This is a genomic window from Spirosoma knui, from assembly GCF_054780635.1.
In genome coordinates this window covers 981,206-1,006,048 of sequence record NZ_BAAGVY010000001.1, presented here as the reverse complement: position 1 = coordinate 1,006,048, position 24,843 = coordinate 981,206, and the positions used below count along the sequence as shown (strand labels likewise).

General features: G+C 52.5%; 20 protein-coding genes. 6 read left to right on the top strand and 14 right to left on the bottom strand.

The genetic code is table 11. The annotated features are described in order from the left end of the window. The first annotated feature begins 131 nt into the window (after nucleotides 1–131). From ACYVIY_RS04080 to ACYVIY_RS04070, 3 genes are read left to right on the top strand one after another with little or no spacing between them, the layout of a single operon-like run. Nucleotides 132–1,202 (top strand): sensor histidine kinase, encoded by a 1,071-nt coding sequence (locus ACYVIY_RS04080; protein ID WP_460974997.1) that lies wholly within the window; start codon nucleotides 132–134, stop codon nucleotides 1,200–1,202. Then, nucleotides 1,195–2,250 carry a sensor histidine kinase gene (locus ACYVIY_RS04075; protein ID WP_460974996.1) on the top strand — a complete coding sequence of 352 codons (1,056 nt, stop codon included), beginning with the start codon at nucleotides 1,195–1,197 and terminating at the stop codon, nucleotides 2,248–2,250. Before ACYVIY_RS04080 ends, ACYVIY_RS04075 begins: the two co-directional genes overlap by 8 nt. Nucleotides 2,251–2,302: 52 nt before the next feature. Further along, nucleotides 2,303–3,076, top strand: a complete 774-nt coding sequence (locus ACYVIY_RS04070; protein WP_460974995.1) for a LytR/AlgR family response regulator transcription factor — start codon at nucleotides 2,303–2,305, stop codon at nucleotides 3,074–3,076. Between the two features lie 16 nt (nucleotides 3,077–3,092). Here the strand turns inward: ACYVIY_RS04070 and ACYVIY_RS04065 are convergent, their stop codons facing one another. The 5 genes from ACYVIY_RS04065 to ACYVIY_RS04045 form a co-directional block, all read right to left on the bottom strand. Then, nucleotides 3,093–3,740: a DAPG hydrolase family protein gene (locus ACYVIY_RS04065; protein ID WP_460974994.1), complete on the bottom strand. Its 648-nt coding sequence runs from the start codon at nucleotides 3,738–3,740 to the stop codon at nucleotides 3,093–3,095. A 50-nt stretch (nucleotides 3,741–3,790) separates the two neighbouring features. Beyond that, nucleotides 3,791–5,110 carry an NAD(P)/FAD-dependent oxidoreductase gene (locus tag ACYVIY_RS04060; RefSeq protein WP_460974993.1) on the bottom strand — a complete coding sequence of 440 codons (1,320 nt, stop codon included), beginning with the start codon at nucleotides 5,108–5,110 and terminating at the stop codon, nucleotides 3,791–3,793. A 23-nt stretch (nucleotides 5,111–5,133) separates the two neighbouring features. Next, nucleotides 5,134–6,282, bottom strand: coding sequence for an FAD-dependent monooxygenase (locus ACYVIY_RS04055; RefSeq protein ID WP_460974992.1), 1,149 nt, complete (start codon nucleotides 6,280–6,282; stop codon nucleotides 5,134–5,136). 34 nt (nucleotides 6,283–6,316) lie between these two features. Continuing rightward, nucleotides 6,317–7,684, bottom strand: a complete 1,368-nt coding sequence (locus ACYVIY_RS04050; protein WP_460974991.1) for an amidohydrolase family protein — start codon at nucleotides 7,682–7,684, stop codon at nucleotides 6,317–6,319. A 97-nt stretch (nucleotides 7,685–7,781) separates the two neighbouring features. Next, nucleotides 7,782–8,255: a cupin domain-containing protein gene (locus ACYVIY_RS04045; RefSeq protein ID WP_460974990.1), complete on the bottom strand. Its 474-nt coding sequence runs from the start codon at nucleotides 8,253–8,255 to the stop codon at nucleotides 7,782–7,784. Between the two features lie 320 nt (nucleotides 8,256–8,575). On the opposite strand from ACYVIY_RS04045, the gene ACYVIY_RS04040 reads away from it, so the two are divergent. Continuing rightward, nucleotides 8,576–9,409: an ion transporter gene (locus tag ACYVIY_RS04040; RefSeq protein ID WP_460974989.1), complete on the top strand. Its 834-nt coding sequence runs from the start codon at nucleotides 8,576–8,578 to the stop codon at nucleotides 9,407–9,409. Between the two features lie 25 nt (nucleotides 9,410–9,434). Here the strand turns inward: ACYVIY_RS04040 and ACYVIY_RS04035 are convergent, their stop codons facing one another. The 5 genes from ACYVIY_RS04035 to ACYVIY_RS04015 form a co-directional block, all read right to left on the bottom strand. Further along, entirely contained in the window at nucleotides 9,435–10,562 is a 1,128-nt protein-coding gene (locus ACYVIY_RS04035; RefSeq protein WP_460974988.1) for a GHMP family kinase ATP-binding protein, read from the bottom strand. Nucleotides 10,563–10,615: 53 nt separating this feature from the next. Further along, complete coding sequence (locus tag ACYVIY_RS04030) at nucleotides 10,616–11,929, bottom strand: DUF3472 domain-containing protein (RefSeq protein WP_460974987.1); 1,314 nt, start codon at nucleotides 11,927–11,929, stop codon at nucleotides 10,616–10,618. 79 nt (nucleotides 11,930–12,008) lie between these two features. Next, nucleotides 12,009–13,460 (bottom strand): RagB/SusD family nutrient uptake outer membrane protein, encoded by a 1,452-nt coding sequence (locus ACYVIY_RS04025; RefSeq protein WP_460974986.1) that lies wholly within the window; start codon nucleotides 13,458–13,460, stop codon nucleotides 12,009–12,011. A 13-nt stretch (nucleotides 13,461–13,473) separates the two neighbouring features. Beyond that, on the bottom strand, nucleotides 13,474–16,467 hold the full coding sequence (locus tag ACYVIY_RS04020; protein ID WP_460974985.1) for a SusC/RagA family TonB-linked outer membrane protein: 2,994 nt from the start codon (nucleotides 16,465–16,467) through the stop codon (nucleotides 13,474–13,476). 163 nt (nucleotides 16,468–16,630) lie between these two features. Beyond that, nucleotides 16,631–18,004, bottom strand: coding sequence for a Gfo/Idh/MocA family protein (locus tag ACYVIY_RS04015; protein ID WP_460974984.1), 1,374 nt, complete (start codon nucleotides 18,002–18,004; stop codon nucleotides 16,631–16,633). 246 nt (nucleotides 18,005–18,250) lie between these two features. Between ACYVIY_RS04015 and ACYVIY_RS04010 the strand changes: the two genes are divergently transcribed. Beyond that, nucleotides 18,251–19,261, top strand: a complete 1,011-nt coding sequence (locus tag ACYVIY_RS04010; RefSeq protein WP_460974983.1) for a LacI family DNA-binding transcriptional regulator — start codon at nucleotides 18,251–18,253, stop codon at nucleotides 19,259–19,261. A 64-nt stretch (nucleotides 19,262–19,325) separates the two neighbouring features. On the opposite strand, the gene kbl is transcribed toward ACYVIY_RS04010, so the two are convergent. Further along, the gene (gene kbl, locus ACYVIY_RS04005) at nucleotides 19,326–20,534 is read right to left on the bottom strand and encodes a glycine C-acetyltransferase (RefSeq protein ID WP_460974982.1); all 1,209 of its coding nucleotides are present in this window, start codon (nucleotides 20,532–20,534) and stop codon (nucleotides 19,326–19,328) included. 1 nt (nucleotide 20,535) lies between these two features. After that, a complete protein-coding gene (locus ACYVIY_RS04000; RefSeq protein WP_460974981.1) occupies nucleotides 20,536–21,501 on the bottom strand; it encodes an NAD-dependent epimerase/dehydratase family protein in 966 nt (321 codons plus the stop codon). Between the two features lie 212 nt (nucleotides 21,502–21,713). Here ACYVIY_RS04000 and ACYVIY_RS03995 point away from each other — a divergent pair, with 212 nt between their 5' ends. Next, on the top strand, nucleotides 21,714–22,178 hold the full coding sequence (locus ACYVIY_RS03995; protein ID WP_460974980.1) for an Lrp/AsnC family transcriptional regulator: 465 nt from the start codon (nucleotides 21,714–21,716) through the stop codon (nucleotides 22,176–22,178). 264 nt (nucleotides 22,179–22,442) lie between these two features. Here ACYVIY_RS03995 and ACYVIY_RS03990 read toward each other — a convergent pair whose 3' ends face one another. Beyond that, on the bottom strand, nucleotides 22,443–23,033 hold the full coding sequence (locus tag ACYVIY_RS03990; protein ID WP_460974979.1) for a carboxylesterase family protein: 591 nt from the start codon (nucleotides 23,031–23,033) through the stop codon (nucleotides 22,443–22,445). Between the two features lie 188 nt (nucleotides 23,034–23,221). After that, nucleotides 23,222–24,829, bottom strand: coding sequence for a M1 family aminopeptidase (locus ACYVIY_RS03985; RefSeq protein ID WP_460974978.1), 1,608 nt, complete (start codon nucleotides 24,827–24,829; stop codon nucleotides 23,222–23,224). Between the last annotated feature and the right edge of the window lie 14 nt (nucleotides 24,830–24,843).

The window sequence follows — 24,843 nt, the reverse complement described above, 5'->3', positions numbered from 1 at the left end:
CTGATGGCAATTTTGACGAATTATTGCATACGCTTTCGTCAACCCGCCGACGTTACTAAATTTCCCAACGTCTCAACCGCGACGATCCGCACCATCTCGATATTAGAAAAGTCAGCAACCTGATACAGGCAATGGAACGTTTAAACGATCGCTGGATACGCTGGATTGGGTTGCCGGTTGTGCTCCTGCTGGCTAATCTGGTCTACATTCGGGAGTATACGTTTAGCGTAAGCTTGTATCTGGGCTGGTCGCTGCTGGGTATGGTGTATATCTGGTTAGTGTGGCTGGGTTTGGACCGCTGGAGACAATGGGTTCGACAGCGCTACACGGATATTAGTCAAACCACCCGGCGCGTCACGCTTTCGTTTCTGGGCTACGTAGTGATTACCGCCAGTGCGCAGCTCGCTTTTTTAGGTATTACCCACGCTACCCACACGGCTCCCGTACCCGTCACGGTTGCGGTTGTCGCTACTCATCTGGGCATTGGCTTACTGACCATCAGTGTCTTTGGAACGACTTATGAGGTGGTTTACTATTTGCGTCAATACCGCCGGACGATGGAAGAGGCTGATCGTATCCAGTTGGCGAATCTGCAAAGCCAGTTCGACCAGTTGAAGAATCAGGTGAACCCTCACTTCCTGTTCAACTCGCTGACTTCCCTTTCCGCGCTGGTTGCGGCCGATAAGCAGAAAGCCAATGAGTTTCTGGACGAGTTAGCGGCTGTGTACCGGTACCTTTTGCAATCAAATACCATTCAGTGGGTTAGCCTTCAGGCCGAGGTTCAGTTCATGCAGTCTCTGTTTTCTATTCTAAAAGTCCGTTATGGACAGGCCATTACGTTCACCATAGCGGTTTCTCCGGATTGGCTGGAGGCCTACCTGCCGATCTACAGTTTACAGGTTCTGATCGACAACGCGATCCGCCATAATAGCATCCTGGTCGATAAACCATTACGTATTACCATTACAACCATCGACTCCTGTGCCGCGATGAACGGCCAGCCTGCGGTGGTCGTGACCAATACGATTGAACCCAAAATACTGCGCGTAGACAATCGTCCGGGTGGCCTGCATCAGTTGACGGAACGCTTCGCTCTGCTGGCGTTAGCCGACCCGATCATCTCTGATGACGGCAGGCTCTTTTCGGTTACCTTACCGTTAGTAGCCAGCACCACCGCCGTATTGCAAAGAGACCATGCTTAGGTTAACCCTAAACCGATTTACCCGGCAGGATACGCGCATTGCCGCCTGGATTCTGCCGGGCTACGTTCTATTCATTAACGGAATGCTGTTCGGATGGCGCTATGTTGAGCGATTGGATCTGTTTGTAGCGGCCACCCTATGCACGGCGATCGTCTGGACACCCGCTTATTTCCTGCATGCCCTGCCAGCGGTTTATTTACGGCACCGTTTTCCGGCTATTCGGCAGACGGGCGTACGCCTGAGCCTGGCCCTGCTCATTCATGGGGTGATGTCATCGGGTACGTTTTTACTCTTGTTTTACGGCTACGAATGGGTGCACTTTCCGGGCTATACGTTTTCGGCTACCCGCCTAGTGTGGACCTTAGTACTTGGCCTGATCGGCAATCTGATTACGAATGTCGTTCACGAAGGATTTTATACGTTCGAGATGTGGGTGCAGGCGCTGCAACGCACGCAGAAGCTGAAGAAGACGAATCTACAGAGCCGACTTGAGGGGCTTAAACAGCAAGTTAATCCCCATTTTCTGTTCAATTCGCTCAATACGCTTTCGTCGCTGATCAACAAGGACAGTGACCGGGCTGAACGCTTCATTGATGAATTAGCCAGTGTGTATCGGTATCTGCTTCAGTCGAACCAGGGAACGTTAACCGCTCTGGGAGAAGAGCTGTCGTTTATTCAGTCCTACTATCACTTACTGAAAACCCGCTACGGCAACGGAATTAATTTGCAGGTACAAGTCGAGGCAACGTACCAGAATGCTCAACTACCCCCACTAACGCTGCAACTGCTGCTGGAAAATGCCGTGAAGCATAACGTAATCTTAGCCCATCGCCCGCTTCAAATCTGCATTACAATCACCGACGATGGGCGCCTGCAAATCAGCAATACCCTGCAACGGAAGCCAGCCCGAATTGTCTCCAACGGAGTGGGTCTGGCCAATATCGCCACGAAATATCAACTGCTGGGCCGGGGAAGCCTGGATGTTCAGGAAACCGACACGGCCTTTATCGTTACCATTCCGCTGATTGGTAGCATCGACTCTCCATAATTGACAAAGACCCACTTAAACGAAAGTAAATCGCCTAAACTCCTCACAGACAATGAACGTACTGATTGTTGAAGACGAAGAACTGGCCGCCGAAAAGATCATGGAGTTGGTAACGCAGGTCGATGCCTCCATTCGCATCGTCGGTCTGACCGCCAGCGTACAGGCCTCCGTAGAGTGGCTCCAAAATCACGCAGCGCCCGACCTGATTCTGATGGACATTGAACTGGCCGATGGGCAAAGCTTTGCTATTTTTGAGCAAATCGATGTAGACTCGCCTGTTATCTTCACTACGTCCTACGATGAATACGCAATTCGGGCGTTTAAGGTGAACAGCATTGATTATCTGCTGAAGCCCATCAAGCGCCAGGACCTGGAAGCCAGCCTGAACAAGCACAAAAAACTGCTTTCGGCAGGGAGCGGTCGGGAAAGCAAAGTAGCCATCAGTGAGCTGGCCCAGCAACTGCGGGAGCAGATTCAACCCGTCGAGTACCGTAAACGCTTTTTGGTGAGGCACCTCTCCCAGTGGATTCCCGTTGAAGTGACGGACATTGCCTACTTCTATTCTGAAGATGGCATAAGCTTGTTCCGAACAGTCAAAGGTCAGAAATATCCGATCGATTATACGCTGGATGATCTGGAGACGATGATTGACCCGTCGCAGTTTTTCCGGGCGAATCGTCAGTACATTATCCATATCAGCTCCGTCATAAAGATTCATCAGTACTTTAACTACAAACTGAAGCTTACCCTACAGCCAGCCGCCGATGGGGAGGTACTGGTTAGCCGCGACCGATCGGGAGAGTTTAAAAAGTGGATGGGTAAGTAGGCTGTAGGACACCGAATCACGTAGCAACCAGTGTTTGCTGGTTATACAGCGTAGGCAGAAATACTTCAAAATTACCAACTTCCTCTACGTTATGCTTCAGCCAGGCGTACCCCATCGCTTTGGTAAAAATGAACCGCTGCATGAAGGGATTGATGAGCCACTTGCCCAACCGACTTTCGTGCCCAACCTGCATCCGGGACCGGTACAACGTACCGCCCTCCGTAGGAATAAACCGGTGAGCTAGTCGAAACACTTCCAGCCCTGCTATGCGTCGGACTAACGTAATGCCTTCCGTATCAAGCGTGATGACGTCTTCGGTGCTATCGACAAGGTGATTTCGGTTCTGGCCAAAGGCCTCGACAATTCTGAACTGAGCGCCCACGCCCGCTCCGCCACCGGGTGCCGGCTTCGCCAGTTCCCAGCGAATATGATCGAGCGGGTGCCAGACCAGATATCGGGGGTACGTCTGGCCCTGGTATTGCATCGTACCGCCGATGTGGGTAAACCACCAGACCAGCATCGCGGGCGTTACGTCCTTAATCAAGTCGTGTTCAATGGTTAGCTCGAAGCTGCCATACGGTAAGACCCGGAAGGCAGTAGCTGCGCTGGAGAGTGGTTTCATGCGCCAGCCAGCAGGCCGGACAGAAGGGAATTGCCAGTTCATGGTTGATACGTTTGGTTGATGGTAACAGGATCAGGCTGATACGTAACGAGCTATGGATCAATCAAGGGCTCGTTCTGACGAACAACTGGTCGAATAATCAGTCGCGTACCTCCCTGAAAAGTGAACAGGTGGTAGAGCCAGTTGGCCATCACCACGAGCTTGTTCCGAAAGCCAACCAGATGAGTAAAGTGAATCATTAGCCAGACGACCCAGACCGGAAAGCCCGTCAGGTGCAGATTGCCCGGAAAGTCACCGACAGCGCGGTTGCGGCCGATGATCGCCAGTGAGCCATAATCCAGATAACTGAACGGGCGAAGCGCTTTCCCTCGTTGCAGACGATGTAGGTTTTTAGCCAGATGGCTCCCCTGCTGCATAGCCGGCTGCGCTACGTTGGGGTATCCGTTTGGATAGTCGGCGGATCGCATCAGCGCGATATCGCCAATTGCGAAAATATCCGGATGGTTCTCCAACTGATTGTAGCTGTTCACTTTATACCGGCTTCGGTCTAGGACAGAGGAGGGTAAGCCCTCAAGAGTTGCTCCGGTTACACCAGCCGTCCAGATTAAGGTGCGCGTGGGGATCTGTTCACCATTACCTAACGTAGCGTACTGTCCGTCATACGCCTTTACGATTGTGTTCAAGCGGAGGATAACGCCCAGTTTGTCGAGGTCATGATAAGTTGCCTCACTAGCCTGGCTCGACATAGTCGGTAGCAGCCGATCATGCCCTTCTACCAGGTGGATTTGAACCAGCTTATGATCCATGTCCGGATAGTCGCCCGGCAGTACGTATTTTCGCATTTCGGCTAGTGCTCCCGCGAGCTCTACACCTGTCGGCCCGCCCCCTACAATTACGATCGTTAACAACTGCTGTCGACTCGGTACGTCCGGAGCCAGGCTGGCCTGCTCGAGCACCTGCAATACCTGGCTACGCAAATCCAGCGCATCGGGCAGGCCTTTCATGGGGAAAGCAAAGCGTCTGATTTGTTCATTGCCGAAATAATTAGCCCGCGTTCCCGTGGCAATTACCAGATAATCATACGCCAATTCACCGACGGATGTCGATACGGTTTTGGCAGCGCTGTTTACGCTCGTGACCTGCGCCACCCGAAAATAGAAGTCCGTTAGTCGCTTCGCAAAGAGCTTCCGGATCGGTTGGGCAATGGCATCAGGTTCCAGATCGGCGGTGGCTACCTGATACAGCAGGGGCCAAAAGCTAAAGTAGTTCTGCGCACTGAGCATAACCACCTGATAGTTGCTTCCTATAAGCCCCTTCGCAACATGGATGCCACCAAAACCACCGCCAACAATGACGACTCTTGGTTTGGCAGTCCGGGGAATGTTCAATGAATTTGTTTCTTGGTATGTCATGATTGACAAGAGGAAATAGTGGATCAAAAATCAACTTCATACACCCGCTTCAATTGCTGCTCGTTGACGCTGGGCGGCAGAAGCCGAAAAACACCGTTACGTAACCAGGCTAATAAAGGGCGCTGAGTCTGGGCAATCTGGCCGATTCGCCGGGAGTTGTCGGTAATGTAGTGCGTACGCTTCAGTCGCCGTTGCTCAAATCGGCGGAAGGCGTCGGCTACCGAACCGCTTCCTTTCAGTTCATCGGCCAGCACAACGGCGTCTTCAATGGCCTGACAAGCGCCTTGCCCCATGTTGGGTGTCGTCGCGTGGGCTGCATCACCGATCAGGACTATGTTCTTAAAGGCGTACTGCGGAATCGGTTTTAAATCGTAGATGTCGTTCCAAAGCAGGTTTTTATCACTAGAACGGGCTAAGATTTCAGGAATTGGTGCGTGATACTTACCGAACAAGGTCAATAAATCAGCGATTGTCGATTGCCGCATCCGGGGGTCGTTGGGCTGTGCGTTGGTGCAGGCGAACCAGTACAAGGCGTTGTCCGCTAAGGGGACCAAACCCATTCGCCCGTTCGGGCCCCAGGTCTCCGTTGCTTCCGATAAGTTTAAACCGCTGCTGTCGATAACCGACCGCCAGCACGTATAACCTGCATACCGGGGTTGACTACCCGGAACAAGCTGCTGCCGGATGGCCGAATGAATGCCGTCGGCAACGATCAGATAGTCCGTTGCGTGCTCGGTCCCGTCGTCGAAATGCACGGTAACCCGATTGCCGGGCTGGCTAATCCGAATAGCCCGTTTGCCCGTTACAATCGGAGTGTCGCCGACTTGCATCAACAGCTCCTGGTGCAATGCCGCCCGGTGAATCGTGAAGTTGTCAGTACCGTAACGCTGGCTGATAGCCCGGCTGTCGGTACGGGTAATGACGCGCCCATCCTGATCCTGAATGACAAATGCGTCCAGCAGTCGACCCGCGTTAAGAATAGATTCGGCAATACCCAGTTTCTGGAACGCTTTGACGGCATTGGCGGCCAAACCCAGTCCAGCGCCCAATGGTTTGATCGTGGGCGCAGCTTCGTAAACCGTCGGCTGAAGACCGATCTGGCGCAGGGCAACCGCCGTTGTTAGCCCGGCAATGCCCCCGCCGATGATGGTAAATTGATTCGTTGTTTTCATGATAAACCGTCCAGATAATGGCCAAATGAAGTGACTACTCCACAACCAGGCTCGACGTGGATTGGGTTAGTAGCTGGTTATGCGAGTTGGCTGCGATGTAATCTCTGGATTCAACAGCTAGCTGCCGAAGTTTCTGCCAATCGGTATGGACCAGCTTGCCGTTGCGTTTGAGTGCTTTGCCACCCACAAATACCGAGTCGACATTACCCGCATGACTCTGCAACACCACGGAACCAACGGGATTATTTACCGGGCTTAGATTGGGGTCAGTCGTGCGGATCAGAATCAGATCGGCCTGCTTACCTGGCGTCAGGCTCCCTACCCGATGATCCAGCCCTAACGCCTTCGCGCCATTGATCGTCGCCCATTCGAGCGCCTGCTGGGTGGTTAGGGATAAGGTTTGGGGCATTTGTCCTTTCCGGAGCTGCTCATCATTTTGCAGGGCGCGTTCAGTTTGCAGCGCGATTTTCATCTGCGCAAACAGATCCCCACCCGTAGCCGTCACAATATCAACGCCAAGCGAAGGACTAATCCCGTGCCGCAATGCCTTTCCGGTAGCCGGAAACCCCATGCCCATCTGCATTTCTACTTCGGGGGTAATCGAGATAGAGCCGCCGGTGTCCTTGATCAGGGCGAACTCATGGTCTGTTAAGAGGGTGCAGTGGGCAAAATTCAGATCGGGACCCAGAAGGTTATGAGCAGCGAGCAATTCAATGGGCCTGACGGCCCCACCGATAACGTGCATGGATATACGTAGCCCTAAGTTACGGGCCAGCTCGATTTCCTGTTTTACCTCGGCCATGGATGACATTTCAGGGCCGCGAATCGCTAAGGCCATTGTTAATGGGCCCGTTTCAGCAGAAAAATATTCTGCTTTTACCCGCTCGACATCGGTTAGTAGATGGCCGCTAAGCTGCGAAAAACCGTGAGCAAAAACGGCCCGTATACCTGAGTCCTGTAAGGCTCCGATGGCCGCGTCGGCGTTTTCGGGTGAGTTCATAATGTGCGACCAGTCCAACAAGGTTGTGATGCCCGCATCAATGGCCTCAACAGCGCCCAGCAGATTACCCGCATATACATCCTGCGGCCGATAGATCGCGCCAATGGACGGAGACTGCTTATCGCCCAATACGCCGTGCATCCATTGCATGTATTGACCCAACGTCAGGTCAGTCGTAGTACCGCGAATCTGGCCCTGCCATACGTGCCGGTGCGTGTCAACAAATCCCGGCATCGCAATCATGTCCGTAGCGTCAATGACCTCACCATCAACCGCGTCCAGATCGGGCCCGATGGCGGTTATGGTATCATTCTCAATGAGAATAGTAGCTTTTGAGAAATTGCCCAGCTCGTCATCGAGCGTTATGACTTGGGCGTTTTTGATGAGCAAACGATGGTTCATAGGTATTGTTGCGAATAAAGTAAAGACGTAGTAAGGGTTAGTACGTTTGCAATAGTGAGGGGTAACTAAGCTTATTACCCCTCTTCAACATCTCATGTTAGGCGTACCGAACGCAGTAACGCGTTGAGGTTTCCAGAATCTGGTTCATCACCTCCACTGGCGGTGGCCCCATCGGGGCGGGTGGCAGAACGGCTTCGGGAGCTTCTTCGCTGAGTTCGTAGAAGAAGCCTTCGAAGTGACCGGGCGTCAGATACAGCAGGGCCTTGGCCGATGGGGTAACCACTTCGAAGGCGTGGGGAATTTGCCGGGGCATAAATACCGTATCGCCGGGCTTTGCTTCGATTACCTGGTCGCCGACGGTGAACCGCATAACCCCTTCCTGCACGTAGAACAGTTCGTCTTCACGTTCGTGGGTGTGTCGGGGTGGTTCACAGCCCCGGCGCAGGGTCACCTCGAGCAGGGAAAAGGCTCCGTCGGTTTGCGTTGTTGTTACTTTAAAGTTCATAAGGTGGCCATTGTGCCACCGCAATGCGCCGACCTGAAGGCCAGCCTGTGTTTGAGACGTTGTCATGGTTTAAAGAGGCTTTGTTTGATTGAACGTCACAAAGGTGATCGGTACGTACTGCAGAACCGGGAGCAACTTCTATAGAACCTTCAAACTAAGCCTTGAAACCAGCAGAGCGGGGGGATGAAACGAACAGGCAACCGGTACGTAGGTATTGATACGTCTCAATAAAAAGGCTCGTTACTCGCCGGGAACAGAGGGCTAAATTAGCGTGCATTAACGTTAGGTAATACTGGAACCGGGCTGCAACTTTGTAGCAGACCTGGTTACGAAATCACCCATCAACACCTATTACGTATCTCTCGTCTTTCTACGCCTTGACTCACATGCAGACGCGCTGGCAACGTTTCCAACACTGGCTACACAATATCGTTTTCGAAAATGATACCTGGGCGGGCCGAACCTTCGACATTGCACTGCTGGTGCTGATTTTGCTTAGTGTCGTTTTGGTTATCCTGGAAAGCATTGCCTCCCTCAATCAGCAATTTGGCACCTTCTTTTATGTCCTGGAATGGATATTCACCGCCCTATTTAGCCTGGAGTTCATTATTCGACTTTTAGCGGTTCGCCATCCCTGGCGGTATGTGTTCAGCTTTTTCGGCTTTGTGGATCTGCTGGCCATACTGCCGGCATACATAAGCCTGTTTTATTTTGGCGCTCACGAACTGGTCGTCATCCGGATCTTACGGCTGCTGCGGATCTTTCGCATTCTTAAATTGCAGGAATACACCCAGGCAGCCACCTTGCTGGCCACGTCCCTGCGGGAAAGCCGGGCCAAGATCACCGTTTTTTTCGTGGCCATTTTTACGTTGGTGATCATCCTGGGCTCCATGATGTACGTAGTAGAGGGGCGTACGAATGGATTCGAAAGCATACCCGTCAGCATTTACTGGGCGATCATCACCATCACGACAGTAGGGTATGGCGACATCGTCCCCAGCACCTCCATAGGGAAGTTTATTGCCAGCCTGATCATGATGCTGGGGTACGTTATCATTGCCGTGCCGACCGGTATTGTGGCTGTGAGTTTATCGGGCGTTTCAAGCCGTCAGCCCATTCGCCAGCAAGCGTGTTCGAGTTGCGGTCGGCAGGGGCACGATTCGGATGCGATCCACTGCAAATACTGCGGGCATATACTTTCTGAAAGCCCGAATCCATGATCAAACCGGTTTAATCTGGGCTGGCTCAGTGGATTATTTCGGCCCTGAGTGCTGACTGCCACTTTGAAGTCGTTCCCCTATCAACGGTGACAATAAAGGCTTGTCCACCTTCCCGTTCAATTGCTTCGGCTACCAGTTCGGCCTTATCGGGTGCATAAACGAACATACACCCTCCCCCCCCTGAGCCGTTGATTTTACCGCCTAACGCCCCTGCCGCCAGCGCCGAATCCAGCATCCGATCAATTTTTGGGGTTGAAATGCGTTGCGCATCCCGCAAGTTGACGTGATGTGCACTTAATAGCTGACCAAATTTACCATGATCGAGTCGCGAATCAGGGGCAGAAGAGGCCTGAATCAGCGTCAGGGCCTCCCGTAGCAAGTCCCGATTTGCGAGCGTTCCTTTCAATAAAATGTAATCCTCTTTCGAGAGAACCGGTTTGTAGGCCGAAATCTCTGCCACTGAGGTTGTACGCAGGGAAAAGTCGGGATTCAGCGTCGTCAACTGGTCTGCAATACGTAACATGCCATGCTTTACACGTCCCAAAATACCAATGGTATCTTTGGGCTCCTGGGAGTTGCCGAGTACAAATGTTCCTAGCTTGGGTCGATACGTTTCCAGCCGGATGGCGGGTTTTGATTCCAGGTAGATTACCCCGCCAACTGCCGTTGAATAATGGTCCATCATCCCCCCCGGCTCACCAAATTCCAGTACTTCAGCAAGGTAGGCCAGCTCCGCCAATTCTCTGGGGGATAAGGTCTGGGGGTTTTTAGCCAATTGAGTCAATACGTTGAGCCAGGTAACCAGCAGCGCCGACGAACTTGAGGTACCCGCATTGATTGGAATAGCCCCCCGAACCTCTCCTTCGATACCGTCTTTGAATCGAAAGCCTTTTCGGTGCAACACGTTGATAGCGCTCCGAAAGTAATCCCGATCGTGCTGATAAGCCAGCGGCATTTCGATTAAGCTAAACTGTTCCCGACTGTTAAGATCCGGCAGGTTGAGGTCAACGACGCGCTGGTTAATCTGCCTGGCAACGAATTGAATGCGACAGGAAATGGCAGCTGCAAGAACGGGAAGACCCAAATAATCCTGGTGTTCGCCGAACAGGCAGATGCGTCCGGGAGTAGAGGCTGTAATAGTGGAATTGACCATGTCGGGTAATACGTAAAGAAATCAGGGCACTAACAAACCGGGATGGTAACCGATCAGGGTAAAGCGTCCAGCTTAATAACCGGAGGCTGGCGTTGGGCGGGTCTTACCCAATCGGTCCTGAGCGGTGTAAACGAATCGAAGAAGCCACAATTGCGCAGAAAAAATCGGTTGTTACGCAGGCCTCCGGCATAGTCCATCCGGAACGATTTCCTGGCGGTATTGTCGCCGGTAAACTGAGCCCTGGTTAGTTCCTGCCACGTTCCGTCTTTAGTTCTGACCCACTGGTTCGAGAAGTCAACTTCGCGTTGAATAGTACCCGTCTGGGGCGTAAAATTTTCCAGAAAGGAATACAGCGATTTCAGATAGGTTGTCGTTTTAGGCCGCTTGAAGCTGGCGATCAGCTGCCAGTTTCCGGCGTCGACTGGCTTGAAATAAGCAGTATACGTCGAGTACCCATCACCGCCCGGTTGTCCACGCAGCAGGAACTGATACGTCTGACCAGCGACCCAGTTATACCGCAAATAGCTTTGTCCGCCGGAGCCTTCGTTGCCAAAATCATTGGTGATCACATCCGTACCTTTTCGGACGAGCAGAATCTTTTGATCGGCCGGAATTTGACCTGGATCATCGGTCTTAAACGGGCTCCAGACCGAAAAAAGCACCCGCCGTTCCGTGGGTGAGTTAACCTGCATACCGAAATACCCTTCCCCAAAACCGTTGGCCATGTAATACGACCCGATCACGTCGCTGCCCTGGGGGACAGTCACCTCGTTGTAAAACCATTCGACATCAACTCCTTCCTGAACCGGATAGCGCAGGTGGACCGACGGCCCGCGCCGACCCCAGTAAAAAAAGTTACCCTCGTTGCTACGCACGAAGGCGGTACGTTCGTCGACCGCGTCCCCGCTGATCCCGAAATCCGCCACGTCGGCATACGCAGCGCCGGTTTTACTCAGCCCTTCGAGTGTGATCTCTACGTACCCCGCCTTCAGAATCGTCCACTGACCAAGCAGGTGATCGGTCAACGTAGTGCCCTGTACGTCAACCTCTTTCGATTTTCCCAGTGCCGTAACCCGGATGCGGCTTTTTCCTTCTGGCACGCGCAGCTTAGCCGATAGCGTCACTGGCCCCGTCTTTTCAAAACGAACATACGTAGCCACCTTGCTCAACTGGCTCGACCAGTTCGTCAGTCCGTCCGTACCGATGCTTTCCGGGCCGTTTGCCACGTTCGTCACCCAGCTGTTGCCACCCACCGGAACCCGTACTACGTTCGGGTCATGAACAGCAGGCGTTTGAACGGATGAATCGAAGGGCTTACAAGCGACCAGCAGGAAGCTCAGTACGTGTATCCAGCTTACAATAATCATGGTTACGAAACGATAAAAGGAATAGGACGAAGGAAACAGCCCAGTGCTTCAGCGGGTTGTCTCCTTCGTCAGTACTGCGTTACAAGGGATTCTGCTTCAGGTTTTTATTCAGCACAATTTCCGATTCAGGAATCAGATTAACCAGCTGCTTATCGTCCGGAGCCACCGTCTGCTGGCCATTTGTGGTATTATGAAAGCCGGGATAATTGCGAACCAGACTCCGGTTGTTGCGAAACAGATCGTACGGGCGGTGCCCTTCAAAGGCCAGCTCCAGCCGACGTTCCTGAAGCACAACGTCCAGCACCGTTGGCAAGCCTTTCAGGTCAGTTTCGGAGTAGAGTTCCGCGCCCGTCAGGCCGGCCCGTTGCCGAATCAGGTTCACGTCGGCAATCGCTTTGGCCATTTCGCCGGTCTTGGCGTAGGCTTCGGCCCGGTTCAGGTAAATTTCCGACAGACGGAGCACAATCGGCGAGCTTAGCGTCGGAATGCCGCCCTGATTGGAAAATTTGGTAATGAACACTTTGTCGATTCCGTTCCGCTTCTCCAGCACACCCGCAGTCGTCAGCTTTTTAACCAGAAACGACCGGCGTTTGTCATTGGGGTATTTGTTGACCAGATCCTGGTATTCCTGCGAGGCATACACTTCGCCCCAGCCCACCCCTCCCGGTGAGGTATAGTACATCGATCCAATGGCATTAAAGCCCCGGTCGTCTTTGAGCGTGTGTTTAATGGCGAAAATAACTTCCCGATTCTGCTCATTTTCAAGCGTATAAAAATCCGGCACCTGCGTAGGTGTCGCCAGGGCGTAGCGACTATCGGCAATGACCAGATCGGCGTATTTCAGGGCATTGGCGTTATCGTTCATGTACAGGTACACCCGCGACAGCAGCGCGTTGGCAGCCGCCGGACTGGCATAGCTACTGGTACGAACGGTTGTCATGAGCTGAGCCGACCGTTGAAGTTCATCGACCACAAATGCGTAAACATCCTTTACGGTCGAACGGGTGGCGTTGTCGTCGGCTTTGGTATCGGTTTTGATAATGATGCCCAGATTGGCTTCCGGGCTCTGCGTGTAGGGCCGACCGAACAGGCGAATCAGATCGAAATGAACCATCGCCCGCAGAAACCGATTTTCGCCCAGGATCTGATCCAGTTCTTTAGACGTACCTTCCTTAATCGATCCGATCACTTTGTTGCATCCGACAATGACCTGATACGCTTTCCGGTAGATCTGCAACGCATTACCCTGATCCGAGGTGTGCCGGTACGTATACGTTAGGAATAAGGGGTCGGTTGTGGTGCCGCTCAGCGTTAAATTATCGCCGGGGTACTCGTTCATGATGAACAGATTACGGGTATAATCCGAATCTTTGATGAACGTGTAGTTGCCATCGGTAGCGGCTCGTAGACCCTGCGCATTTTGCAGGATGGCGTCTTCGGGAAGTCCGTTGTAAGGCTTTTTGTCGATGCTACAGGCAGCGGTCATAAAGACCATACCGAGCAGGAGATACCGCGAAAAATGAGAGTTCATGGATGGGTGCTGCTTAGAAACTGAGTTGAACGCCAAAAACAAATTTCTTGCTGAACGGATATTTCGTACCGACTTCGCCGGTTTCCGCTACGTCGGGGTCAATACCCGAAAACTTCGTGATGGTGAACAGGTTATCCGCCGATGCCGACAGCCGTACGCTGCCCAGTTTGGCCCGGCTGACCAGCGCTTTGGGCAGGTCGTAGTTTAAGGTTATGTTTCGCAGGCGCAGGTAATTCCCATTTTCGAGAAAGCGCGACGAAGGACGCTGGGCGTTTTTGTTACCCCCGATTACGTATTTGGGATGCGTAGCGACATCACCGGGTTTTTCCCAGCGGCTCCAGCCATCCTGTAACGCCAGCAGATTGTAACGGTCATAAGCCCCGTCGTTGTCGAACAGATTCCGATCGCCATTGTAAATCGTTACGCCAGCGGCATAGGTAAAAAAGCCATTCAGTTCAAAATTTTTCCAGCTCAGCACCTGCCGGATACCTCCGAACAGTTTCGGGTTGGCGTTGCTGCCGATAAACTGCAACGTAGCTTCGTTATAGTTGTTGGTGCTTGTCTTTGTGCCATCCGTATTTACTTTTTCCCAGAGCGGATCGCCCGTTGGCGCATCAACGCCTGTCCAACGACGCATGTACCAGCTATTCAGCGGCATATCCAGCGCGAAGGGACGCATGTTGTTGGCTACGAACGTTCGGTCGCCGTAGAGGGCGGTGACCCGATTTCGGTTCATGCCTGCATTGACTTCGGCCCGCCATTTGAACGCCGTTTTTTGCAGAATATCCGCCGACAAAACGACTTCAACGCCCTGATTCTGAACGGCACCAATATTTTCAGTAATAAACGCATAGCCGCTCGTACCCTGTAGAGGGCGGTTGAACAACAAGTTGTTAGTCAATCGATTATACGCATCGACCGTTACGTTCAGCCGGTTCCACAACGTAGCGTCGACCCCGATGTTGGCGTTGTTGGATACCTCCCACGACAGGTTCGGGTTTTCAATGCGCGTTGGATAGGCCGATGGATTTCCGGCATACTGACCCGTTAAGTTATACAGGCCCTGCGCTGCGTAATCGTTAATGCCGTCGGCATTGCCTGTCGTACCGTAGCTAAGCCGAAACTTAAGATTATTCAGGGTTGAATTGTTGTTGAGAAATGCTTCGTTCGAGGCAATCCAGGTCAGGCCGACAGCGTAAAAATTACCGTATTTGCGGTCGCGGCCAAACTTCGACGAACCATCGCGCCGGAACGACGTAGTGACCAGGTACTTTTCTTTGTAGCCGTAATTTGCCTGGAACAGGTAAGATTGAAACGCATTGTCGGTTTTACTGCCGTTGATGCTCTCAGGTTGCGACGTTGCATCCAGTATGTTCAGTCCGGAGAAGATTCCTTTGCCGGTAGCTCCCAACGATTCAAAATAGTAATTCTGGTACTCATAGCCAGCCAGTCCATCCAGACTATGGCCGTCGCCGAAGCTCCGCCTGAAGCGTAGCAGATTAGATGTCAGCAAGTTATAGTCCCGGCTAGTGTAATCCGTAAGACGTCCCTGCACATCGGCGGCTGCATTGCCCCGTAGGTCCTGGCTGCTCTCGCTGCCGTAATAGTTGGTTTGTGCCCGGTTGGTTGTTGATAGCGAAAGCCAGGGCAGCAGATCATATTCGGCTTTAAAGAGCACATCACCCGCAAACGTGTTCTCTTTGAACGTGTTGAACTGCTGGTTGTAGATGAAATTGGCGTTGTCGCGCCCGTACCATTTTTTTGCCCCCGTTACGGGGTTATACGGCACACCGTTGTAATTGGGGTCGTCGTAGGGCAGGTAGGTATAAGCCCCGTACAAAGCGCCATTACTGTTGTCGAAGCCACGGGTGTACGTTCCGGCGGTGTTGAGGCTCACCCGGAACCTGTCGCTCAGGTTGTGGCTAAAATTAAGCCGCAGCCCGAACCGGTTGAGGCCCGTTCCTTTCAGAATCCCATCTTCCTGATAATAGTTGCCACTCAGAAAAAAGCGGGTTTTGTCGTTTCCACCGGATGCGCTGAGTTCAGCCAGGGTGTTTGTTGCGGGCCGAAAAGCCTGATCGAACCAGTTGGTGTTGGCATTGGCTTCAGGCGTTGGCAGGTAATCGTTGAGCACAGCTGTTGGACGGTCGCGCTGGAACACGCCTTTCTGAAGCGCATATAACTCCTGCCCATCGAGCAACCGAAAATTGCCCAGGCTTAAGTAGCCCACGCCTTTGTTGAGCCGAACCGTTACCTGCCCTTTACCCGATGCGCCCCGTTTGGTTGTGACCACAATAACGCCGTTGGAAGCCCGTGCCCCGTACAAAGCCGTGGAGGCCGCATCTTTCAGCACCGTGATTGACTCGATATCGCTGGGGTTTGGAATACCGCCTATAACGCCATCCACTACGTAAAGGGGGTTTGAACTGGCGGTCAGCGTACCCACTCCCCGGATCAGCACTTTTGGCGGGGTGCGGGGGTCGCCGGAATTATTACCCACAAATACACCGGCCGCTTTACCCTGCAACAACTGGCCTACGTTGTTGGCCGTTACGTCCTTGAGTTCTTTGGCCGATACGGCCTGCGCTGCGCCCGTCAGGTTTTTCTGCGTCGTTGTTGTATACCCCAGCACGACTACTTCGTTCAGGCTTTTGTTGTCATTCGCCAGCTTTATGTCAATGGTCGTTTGCGATTGGCCACTGCTGTTCGCTGCCGTAACCTCCTGAGACGTGTAGCCAACCGAGCTGAAAACCAGGACTGTTTTTGGCTGGATGCCAGTCAGTTGATAGCGTCCGTTGCCATCGGTGGTCGTACCACGCGCCGATCCTTTAGCCACTACGTTAACGCCCGGCAATCCCTGACCGTTTTCGCTATCGGTAACGGTCCCATTGACCGTAATCGAGGTCTGCGCATTCGTGGCTACGGTTAGTAAAACCAGCCAAAGACCCAACAGCCACCGCGTCGGCTGAGCGGTAACGGTTCTTATTCGTAAAAAATACTGATTCATACTGGTGATTGGTTGATATAGGTGAACAGGAACTAGGGAAACTTGAAGGAAAAAACGGGGTGGCGCTACCGTAAGGCGGCCCCGATTAATTGGGGCATAGGTATCTCATGCAGAGCCAGTTGATCGACTGGCTCTGTCTTTCCAAGCATGAATTAGGAGACGGTTAATAGATATCGTTCAGGCCAAAAATGGGCTTATTGGTCTTCCACTTACCCCGCGTGAAATCAGGGATATCCATGGGTTTGCTGCCTTTGGCGATACTTTCTTCGGACAGGGGACTGATGGCGCTCCAGGCGGCTGCGTCATATACGTCGATGGGGGGAGCGACCTGGTTTTTGATGGCTTCAATAAATCCGCGCAGCACAAAGAAGTCGATTCCACCGTGACCGGCATTCTGGGCTGTTTGCGCGTGCTGTTTCCAGAGCGGATGGTCGTATTTATCCTGATAAGGTGCGAAGGGCTCCCACTGGTGCGGTTTTGGGCTGACGCCCTCCAGATAAATCATATGATTGTCATCCATCCAGATACCCTGTGTACCCTGCGCCCGGAAGCCAAGTGAGTACGGCCGGGGCGAATTTGTATCGTGGATAATCATGATGTTTTCGCCATTTGCGCACTCGATCATGGTCGTCACGACGTCGCCCAGTTTAAAATTGACCTTGGCATTGGGGTGGTCGGCCCCGCCTTTATCCACTACGTATTTATGGAGTCCCCGGCTTTTGGTAGCCATTGAGGTCAGCCGCACGAACTGGTTGCCCCGGTTGATATTGAGCCAGTGCGCAACCGGTCCTAATCCGTGGGTCGGGTAAAGGTCACCGTTTCGGTCAACGGAATGCTGAGTGCGCCATTGCGCTTCTGAAAAGCCTTTCTCGCCAAATTCGGCTCCAACCCCACGGGCGGTACCATTATTGAATTTGATATTCCGCAGGTCATGTTCATAGCCGCAATGAGCGTAGGTCATCTCCCCGAACATACCCTGCCGGACCATATTGAGAATCGCCATTACGTCGCGTCGATAACACACATTCTCCAGGATCATGCAGTGCGCTTTGGTTTTCTCATACGTATCCACCAAATCCCACGACTCTTTTAACGTAACCGTGGCCGATACTTCTACACCAGTATATTTGCCTGCTTTCATGGAGGCTACTGCCATAGGTGTGTGCCATTCCCAGGGGGTAGCAATAACGACACCATCTATATCGTCGCGCTTGAGCATTTCCAGAAACGCTTCGTCCCCTTTGGTATAGGCGGGCGGAATTTTGCGGCCCGCCTTCTCGATCATAGCATTGGATCGGGCGATGGCGTCCGCCGAAGTGTCGCAAAGAGCCGTAATTTCCACATCGGGTCGATAGAGCGCCTGCTGAAGGTGACTACGTCCCCGCAGCCCAACGCCAATGAAGCCTAATCGCACTTTTGACAAGGCTGAAGGTTGGTTACCTGCTTTTGCCGCGTTATACAGGGAAGGCATAAACGGTACAGCAGCACTGGTTAAGGCAGCAGTACGAATAAAGGACCGACGGGAGGTGAGAGACATACGTTAGTTAAAAGAGTTAATTGAATGGAAGAGTCTGATCTAGTTAATGTTATCCTTGAATGGAGGATTGAAGTTAGCCTTACTGAACGCAATTGTAAATAGGCTGTAACCGTTGATCCCGATAATAAATACCAAATTTTCTTGCGCAAACGTTTGTCATACCCTGTGCAAACGTTTGTTTAAAGCCGAAATAATTTGGCGTTAAACGCTAAAATGGGTAGTTTGTATAGGTGATCCCGTCAACTGATGAAAGAACCGATAACTATCAAGGAAATTGCCCGCCGATTAAACATCTCTCCTTCCACCGTTTCACGGGCGCTTCAGGATAGCCCCCGAATTGGCCAGAAAACCCGCGACGCGGTACGTGAACTGGCAGCTCAACTGCACTACACGCCCAGCCAGACGGCCCGTAATCTGCGCAGCGGGAAAACAGGCGTTTTTGCCCTGGTTTTACCGGAGATTCGCGAAAACTTTTTTTCGGAAATAGTCAATGGGGTCGAGGAACTGGCCTTCAGTCATCAGTACAGCGTTGCCTTGTATCAGTCGCACGATTCATTTGAGCGTGAACGGCAGATTTTGTCTTTACTGAACCGGCATCAGGTGGATGGCGTGATGTTGTCAGTGGCGAAAGAATCACAGCAGTTTGGGCACATTCAGGATCTGATCGATCGGGGTGTTCCCGTCGTTTTATTCGACCGGATTCCGCCCCGGGTTAAGACCCATCAGGTTGGGTGCGATATGGAGAAAGGCGCTTATGAGGCCACAAAATGGCTGGCTAAACAGGGGTTCCAGCGAATTGCTTTAGTGAACGGACCGTATCCACTAGTGGCCAGTGAAGATCGGTACCGGGGCTACATTAAGGCACTTCTGGAAGGCAACTTACCTGTTGAGAGCGCGCTCGTGAAACGCGTCGATCTTACTCCCGACGACACCATTCAGAAAATGACCCAGTTACTGAACTCCGCGCACCGACCTGATGCCGTACTGGCCTTCAATGATTACGTGGCTCTGGACGCGATGCGGGCTTGCCGCCAACAGGGGCTTCGGATCAACGAAGATATTTCGTTTGTTAGTTTTGCGAACCTTCCCCTAACCGCCTATATGGATCAGTCGCCACTGGCCTCCGTTGAGCAGCATCCGTATGAGATCGGGCGAACAACGGTGCATATTCTGCTTTCCATTGTAGAGTCGAAAGAAGATCAGGCGGCCGATACGTTCCAATGCGTTATGCTGGAACCCCAGCTGGTAATACGTTAAGGTCATAAAAAAGCTGACCCTTTTAAACGAAAGAGGTCAGCTTTTTTATGACCCTAAAAAGGGGCTAACTCACCGTTTCGCCAACGGTAATTACGCCAAGTTCCTGTCCTATTTTGGTGAAGGCGGCCACGGCCTGTTGCAGATGCTCCTCTTCGTGACCAGCTGAAATCTGGACGCGGATACGAGCTTTTCCCGCCGGAACAACCGGGTAGAAGAAACCAATTACGTAGATCCCTTCCTGCAACAGCCGGGCGGCAAACTCCTGGGCCAAGGGGGCATCGTACAGCATAATCGGAACGATCGGGTGCTCTCCTGGCACGATGTCAAATCCGGCGGCTGTCATGGCGCTGCGGAAGTAGCGGGTGTTGGCTTCCAGTTTATCGCGCAGCGAGGTCGAGCTTTCCAGAATGTTCAGCACTTTCAGCGAAGCGCCCACAATAGACGGCGCTAACGTATTAGAAAACAGATACGGGCGTGACCGCTGCCGAAGCAACTCGACAATCTCCTTACGAGCCGCCGTAAAGCCACCTGATGCGCCACCAAGGGCTTTGCCGTAGGTTCCGGTGATGATGTCAATACGGCCTAATACGTTCCGGTATTCGGGGGTGCCGCGACCCGTTTTACCCATGAAACCGCTGGCGTGACATTCGTCAACCATGACCATCGCTCCGTACTGATCGGCCAGATCGCAGATTTTATCCAGCTGCGCAATCGTTCCATCCATCGAAAAAACGCCATCGGTGACAATCAGGATACGGCGTGCCGTTGCAGCCGCCTGTAGTTGAGTCGCCAGATCTTCCATGTCGTTGTGCTTATAGCGAAACCGTTTTGCCTTACACAACCGGATTCCATCGATAATCGACGCATGATTTAACTCATCCGAAATAATGGCGTCATCTTCGCCCAGCAGCGGTTCAAATACGCCCCCATTGGCGTCAAAGGCTGCTGCGTAAAGAATACAATCTTCCGCCCCGACAAACTCGGCAGTTCGTCGTTCCAGCTCCTTATGAATGTCCTGAGTACCGCAGATAAACCGTACCGACGACATGCCGAACCCGTGCGTATCCAACGTATCATGCGCAGCCGCGACTACATCCGGGTGAGAGGATAAGCCCAGGTAATTGTTTGCGCAAAAATTGAGTACCTGCCGTCCGTCATGAATGGCAATTACGGATGACTGGGGCGATACAATAATCCGCTCGGATTTATAAAGCCCCGCTTCCTTAAGGCTATTCAGCTCGTGCTGAAGTTGTTGTTTGATGGTTTCGTTCATACTACTGTAAGGTCGGGACAAGGGGCTGATATAGCCCTGTCAGCTTATTAATCATTTCCTGGGTCATTCGGGCCAGATCGAACGTGGGCTTCCAGCCCCAATCACGTCGTGCTACTGAATCGTCGATGGATTTAGGCCATGATTCGGCAATTGCCTGCCGGAAATCGGGTTTATACTCCGTAACGAAATTCGGAAAATACGTTTGGATGGCCGTCGTTACGTCGGCGGGGGTAAAGCTCATACCTGCCAGATTGTAGGACGTTCGGACGCTGATCTGCGATTCAGGCGCTTCCATCAATTCCAGCGTGGCTCTCAATGCGTCGTTCATATAAATCATCGGCAGCAGCGTGTCCTCGCGCAGATAACACTCAAACGGCTTACCCTGGATAGCCGCGTGGAAGATCGCTACGGCATAGTCAGTTGTGCCGCCACCCGGCATGGACTGGTAGCTAATTACGCCTGGATAACGTAGTGAACGTACGTCGAGTCCATACCGCTTGTGGTAATACAATGACCAATTTTCGGCGGCCACCTTACTGATTCCATACACGGTAGCCGGGTCGAGCAGAGTGGCTTGCGGGGTTTCGTGTTTGGGAGCCTGCTCACCAAAAGCGGCAATTGAGCTGGGGACAAACACCTTTTTGAGGGCATGCAGCCGGGCTACTTCCAGTACGTTCAGCAGCGTTTGCATATTCAGATTCCAGGCCGAGAGTGGATCGCTCTCTCCTTTTGCTGACAGAACTGCGGCCAGATGGTATATCTGTGTAACCCGGTATTTACGTACGATCTCGGTTAGCGCTTCGGGCCGGGTGGCGTCGAGGAGTTCAAAGACACCGACGTCAGCTGAGGGCTTGCGAAGATCAGTGGCTATTACGTTGCTATAGCCGAAATTGGCCTGTAATAGGGGCAGCAGAGCCGTCCCAATCTGCCCATTCGATCCAATAATTAAAATGCGCTCGCGCGGCATACATAACGAATGAGAAAGTAAAACAATGGCTCTTGCGTTTTGTAAACCCAACTAAAACGCGTAAGCTTATTTCCGGCACAAAATTAATTTTCCAGATAATAAATGAGTAACCTATACTCAAATCAGATAATATTACGGCTCGTAGGAGGTAGAGCAGATAAATTAACTTTTTGAGTGTATCTTGTTTGAAGTCTTAAAGAAAATTTTTTGGCATGGAACCACTGGATGATACGGACAAACAATTGCTACGGCTGTTGCAGCAGGATGCTAAGCTAACGACGAAGGAACTGGCGGCTCAACTCAGGCTGACGCTCTCCCCCGTGTACGAGCGAATCAAACGACTGGAAGGGCTGGGCTATATCAAGCAGTATATAGCGGTGCTGGATAAAAGCTTGTTAGGTCAGCCAATTACCACGTTTTGCCAGGTATCGATGCGCTATCATGACAAAGCGTTTATCGATAAGTTTGAAGAAGAGGTGCAGAAACTGGAAGAAGTGCAGGAGTGCTACCACATGGCTGGCCAAGTCGATTTTCTGCTTAAGATCCACGTCGGCAGTCTTGATGAGTACCACGATTTCGTCAAGTATAAACTGTCTCAGATTGAGAACATAGGCGTCTTGAACAGCACGTTTGTCCTGAAAGAAATCAAACACAGACTCGGTTACTACATTCCCTAAAAAAGATTGTTTACCGGCAAAATAGGTCGGCACTCCTCTAACCCAGTAACGCCCCTACCCTACAGGCGCAACTTGTTTAACGAGACCAGCGGACAAGCACAAACCGGCAAAATAAACTCGCTTATCTGTCCATACCGGGAAAACAGTTGCCCGATACATGTGCTGTTTTATACTGGCCAGCAGATCTTTAAACTCCGGATAAGTCAAGGCAAGAGCTATTGACCGAAACGTCTATCCGGACGCTGTGGAAGAGCTAGCTTTACATCAGGGCTTGCGATGGGTTAGGAGCCACTCATAAAGTTCTTTTTGTTCGTACAGATCCAGTATAAAATGATCTCGTTTGGGCAGGATGGTCAATTTGGCCTTTCCACCGGCTTGTTCGAGCGCCGTCACCAATGCCTGTGAGTCTGATACCGGAACAATTGCATCAACTTCTCCGTGGAACGCCCAGATGGGTAACTGACTCAGCCGGGTAGCCCAATGCTGGATCGGCGATAAACCCGCGATGGGAATAATGGCGGCAAAATAGTCGGGATACGTATACGCCAGATACCAGACGCCACGACCACCCATGCTATGCCCGGTAGCATACATGCGATGGGCATCGACCCGGTAGGTTTTCGTCACCTCATCCAGCACCGCTTTAAGCCCCTCGGTATCCGTCCAGATCTCACCCGACGGGCATTGGGGCGCCACGACAATAAACGGGATGTCGAAGCCATGTTCCAGTTGGTACGGCAAGCCCTGCCGGGCTATCAGGCTCAAGTCATTCCCTCGGAGGCTGCCCCCGTGTAAGTAAAGTAGAACGGGCCAGCGGGTCGATAGCGTAGCCGAATAGCTTTTGGGCAGATACACTACGTAATTGACCGAATGTGTCTTCTCAATAGGTATCTGTAGGCTATACGTATGTACCTAGGCTTGCGCCTGGCCCATTAGCAGAAAGCTCAGTTGCCAGAATCCAGACAAAAAACGGTTCATTAGTAACGTAATGATTAGCAGAGATCGCTTTGTGCGGTGAGCCCAGTTGGTTAGTGACAGAATCATTATAAGGCTTCTCGTTCAATTTTCACCCTCTTCGTATTATCGTCCAGTTCCAAATCAATCAGCAGGTGGTTGGGGTCGATGCCCGCGCGTTGGGGTTTTGCAGGCACCGTCAACCTGATTCGTTGCTGGCCGGAACGGATGCGGTGCTTTTGCAGATAGAGCGGTTTTAACGCTGGCTTACCGGTTTCATCAGGGGCAAAGACCCCGATCTCCACCCAGTCGCTCATGGGAATATTCGTTTTTTTACCGATAAGGTCGACGGTTACCTTCCGCGCTTCTACGTCCAGGACAACCTGCCAGGCTCCGGCCGGGGTTTGGGTGGCCGTGGCTTGTTTCGTGGTCAACTCCCAGAACGTATTGGCCGCGAAAAGATCATGCACAAGGTAGTGAAGCGAGTCGGGCGTTACGGCCTTTAGTTCCCGGTAAAAATCGAGCGTTGTCGGTAAGGGCGGAGTTGGCGTATAGCGACGAAGCAGCTGCCGGAGTGCCTCGTTAACCCGGTCTTTTCCAATGTAATTTCTCAGCGCGTAGAGCGCGAAGGGGCCCTTGCGGTAATTCATAAACGCGTTGTTGGACTGGAGCAAGGGCGGAGCCGCTCGGGAGCGCGGCACTTCGTATTCCTGACGCATTTGGGACAAATACCGGAGCAGGTGTTCGTAGCCCAGCGTTTCCTCCACGACCTGCATGGCCGAGTACGTCGCCAGGCTTTCGACGAGTAAACCAGCTCCCTCAACCGCTGCGGGAGTCAGATATATACCCCACCACTGGTGCGCGACTTCGTGGGCCATGATGTGATACGGCAGATCGAGGCCATCTGGTTTAGGATTCATCAGGGAATACCCTTCCTGATAATCAATCGTCATCGGTTCGGCGTGCATACCCCGGCCGGGCCCCGGGCGCTCCAGCACCCGAAAGTGGCTGTATGGGTACGGACCAAATTCCCGTGCGTAATAGGCCAGCGAAGCCTGCGCGCTTTTTACCATGCGCTCCACGTTGACGTCGTGCGCGGGATGGTAAAAAATCTGAATCGTTACGGGCTTTGCCGAGACGTCCGAGGGCTGAACCAACAGCTGCGAAACGGGGGAAGGCGGAACCCACTGCGCTTCCCGCACGGCATACTTTGCCGAGAAGAACGCGTACTCGTTCAGAATCGGCGCATTGGTCGCGTACTGAAAATACCGACGGTCGCCTTTCGTCCATGTACGTATCAACGCGCCCGGTGCCACCGCAATCTGGTCGTTCGTAGTGCTCACAACCGCTTCAAAATTCATCCGTTCGGCATGCTGGGCATCAGTACGTGCCGCCACATCATAGAGGGATGGACGCTCAGAGCGCGGAGGAAACCCGTACTGAGCCCGGTCTTGGGCCGTGCGCAGCTGCCGGTCGGTCTGATAACCAAGGACGGGCATCCAGTCGTTGGTGATATGCGAACCATTCCCGACAATGGCGGCATCTACCCCCCGATTGCTAAAGCCGGTGGGTTTAATCTGAACCTGAAAACGCATCTGCACCGAATCGCCGGGCTGGAGCGGATTTTTTAGACGATAGATGTGGTAGCCAAGCTGATCATCATCTACAACAACCGAAGCTTGCCGGTTAAAGGACATGGTGGGAAACTCGT

Excerpts from the sequence above, each read along its gene's own strand:
- ACYVIY_RS04000 (WP_460974981.1), bottom strand. The coding sequence starts at position 21,501 with ATGCCGCGCGAGCGCATTTTAATTATTGGATCGAATGGGCAGATTGGG.
- ACYVIY_RS04035 (WP_460974988.1), bottom strand. The coding sequence starts at position 10,562 with ATGGTCAATTCCACTATTACAGCCTCTACTCCCGGACGCATCTGCCTG.
- ACYVIY_RS04060 (WP_460974993.1), bottom strand. The coding sequence starts at position 5,110 with ATGACATACCAAGAAACAAATTCATTGAACATTCCCCGGACTGCCAAA.
- ACYVIY_RS04075 (WP_460974996.1), top strand. The coding sequence starts at position 1,195 with ATGCTTAGGTTAACCCTAAACCGATTTACCCGGCAGGATACGCGCATT.
- ACYVIY_RS04015 (WP_460974984.1), bottom strand. The coding sequence starts at position 18,004 with ATGTCTCTCACCTCCCGTCGGTCCTTTATTCGTACTGCTGCCTTAACC.
- ACYVIY_RS04050 (WP_460974991.1), bottom strand. The coding sequence starts at position 7,684 with ATGAACCATCGTTTGCTCATCAAAAACGCCCAAGTCATAACGCTCGAT.
- ACYVIY_RS04080 (WP_460974997.1), top strand. The coding sequence starts at position 132 with ATGGAACGTTTAAACGATCGCTGGATACGCTGGATTGGGTTGCCGGTT.
- kbl (WP_460974982.1), bottom strand. The coding sequence starts at position 20,534 with ATGAACGAAACCATCAAACAACAACTTCAGCACGAGCTGAATAGCCTT.
- ACYVIY_RS04040 (WP_460974989.1), top strand. The coding sequence starts at position 8,576 with ATGCAGACGCGCTGGCAACGTTTCCAACACTGGCTACACAATATCGTT.
- ACYVIY_RS03985 (WP_460974978.1), bottom strand. The coding sequence starts at position 24,829 with ATGTCCTTTAACCGGCAAGCTTCGGTTGTTGTAGATGATGATCAGCTT.
- ACYVIY_RS04025 (WP_460974986.1), bottom strand. The coding sequence starts at position 13,460 with ATGAACTCTCATTTTTCGCGGTATCTCCTGCTCGGTATGGTCTTTATG.
- ACYVIY_RS04070 (WP_460974995.1), top strand. The coding sequence starts at position 2,303 with ATGAACGTACTGATTGTTGAAGACGAAGAACTGGCCGCCGAAAAGATC.
- ACYVIY_RS03995 (WP_460974980.1), top strand. The coding sequence starts at position 21,714 with ATGGAACCACTGGATGATACGGACAAACAATTGCTACGGCTGTTGCAG.
- ACYVIY_RS04045 (WP_460974990.1), bottom strand. The coding sequence starts at position 8,255 with ATGACAACGTCTCAAACACAGGCTGGCCTTCAGGTCGGCGCATTGCGG.
- ACYVIY_RS04065 (WP_460974994.1), bottom strand. The coding sequence starts at position 3,740 with ATGAACTGGCAATTCCCTTCTGTCCGGCCTGCTGGCTGGCGCATGAAA.
- ACYVIY_RS04010 (WP_460974983.1), top strand. The coding sequence starts at position 18,251 with ATGAAAGAACCGATAACTATCAAGGAAATTGCCCGCCGATTAAACATC.
- ACYVIY_RS04020 (WP_460974985.1), bottom strand. The coding sequence starts at position 16,467 with ATGAATCAGTATTTTTTACGAATAAGAACCGTTACCGCTCAGCCGACG.
- ACYVIY_RS04055 (WP_460974992.1), bottom strand. The coding sequence starts at position 6,282 with ATGAAAACAACGAATCAATTTACCATCATCGGCGGGGGCATTGCCGGG.
- ACYVIY_RS04030 (WP_460974987.1), bottom strand. The coding sequence starts at position 11,929 with ATGATTATTGTAAGCTGGATACACGTACTGAGCTTCCTGCTGGTCGCT.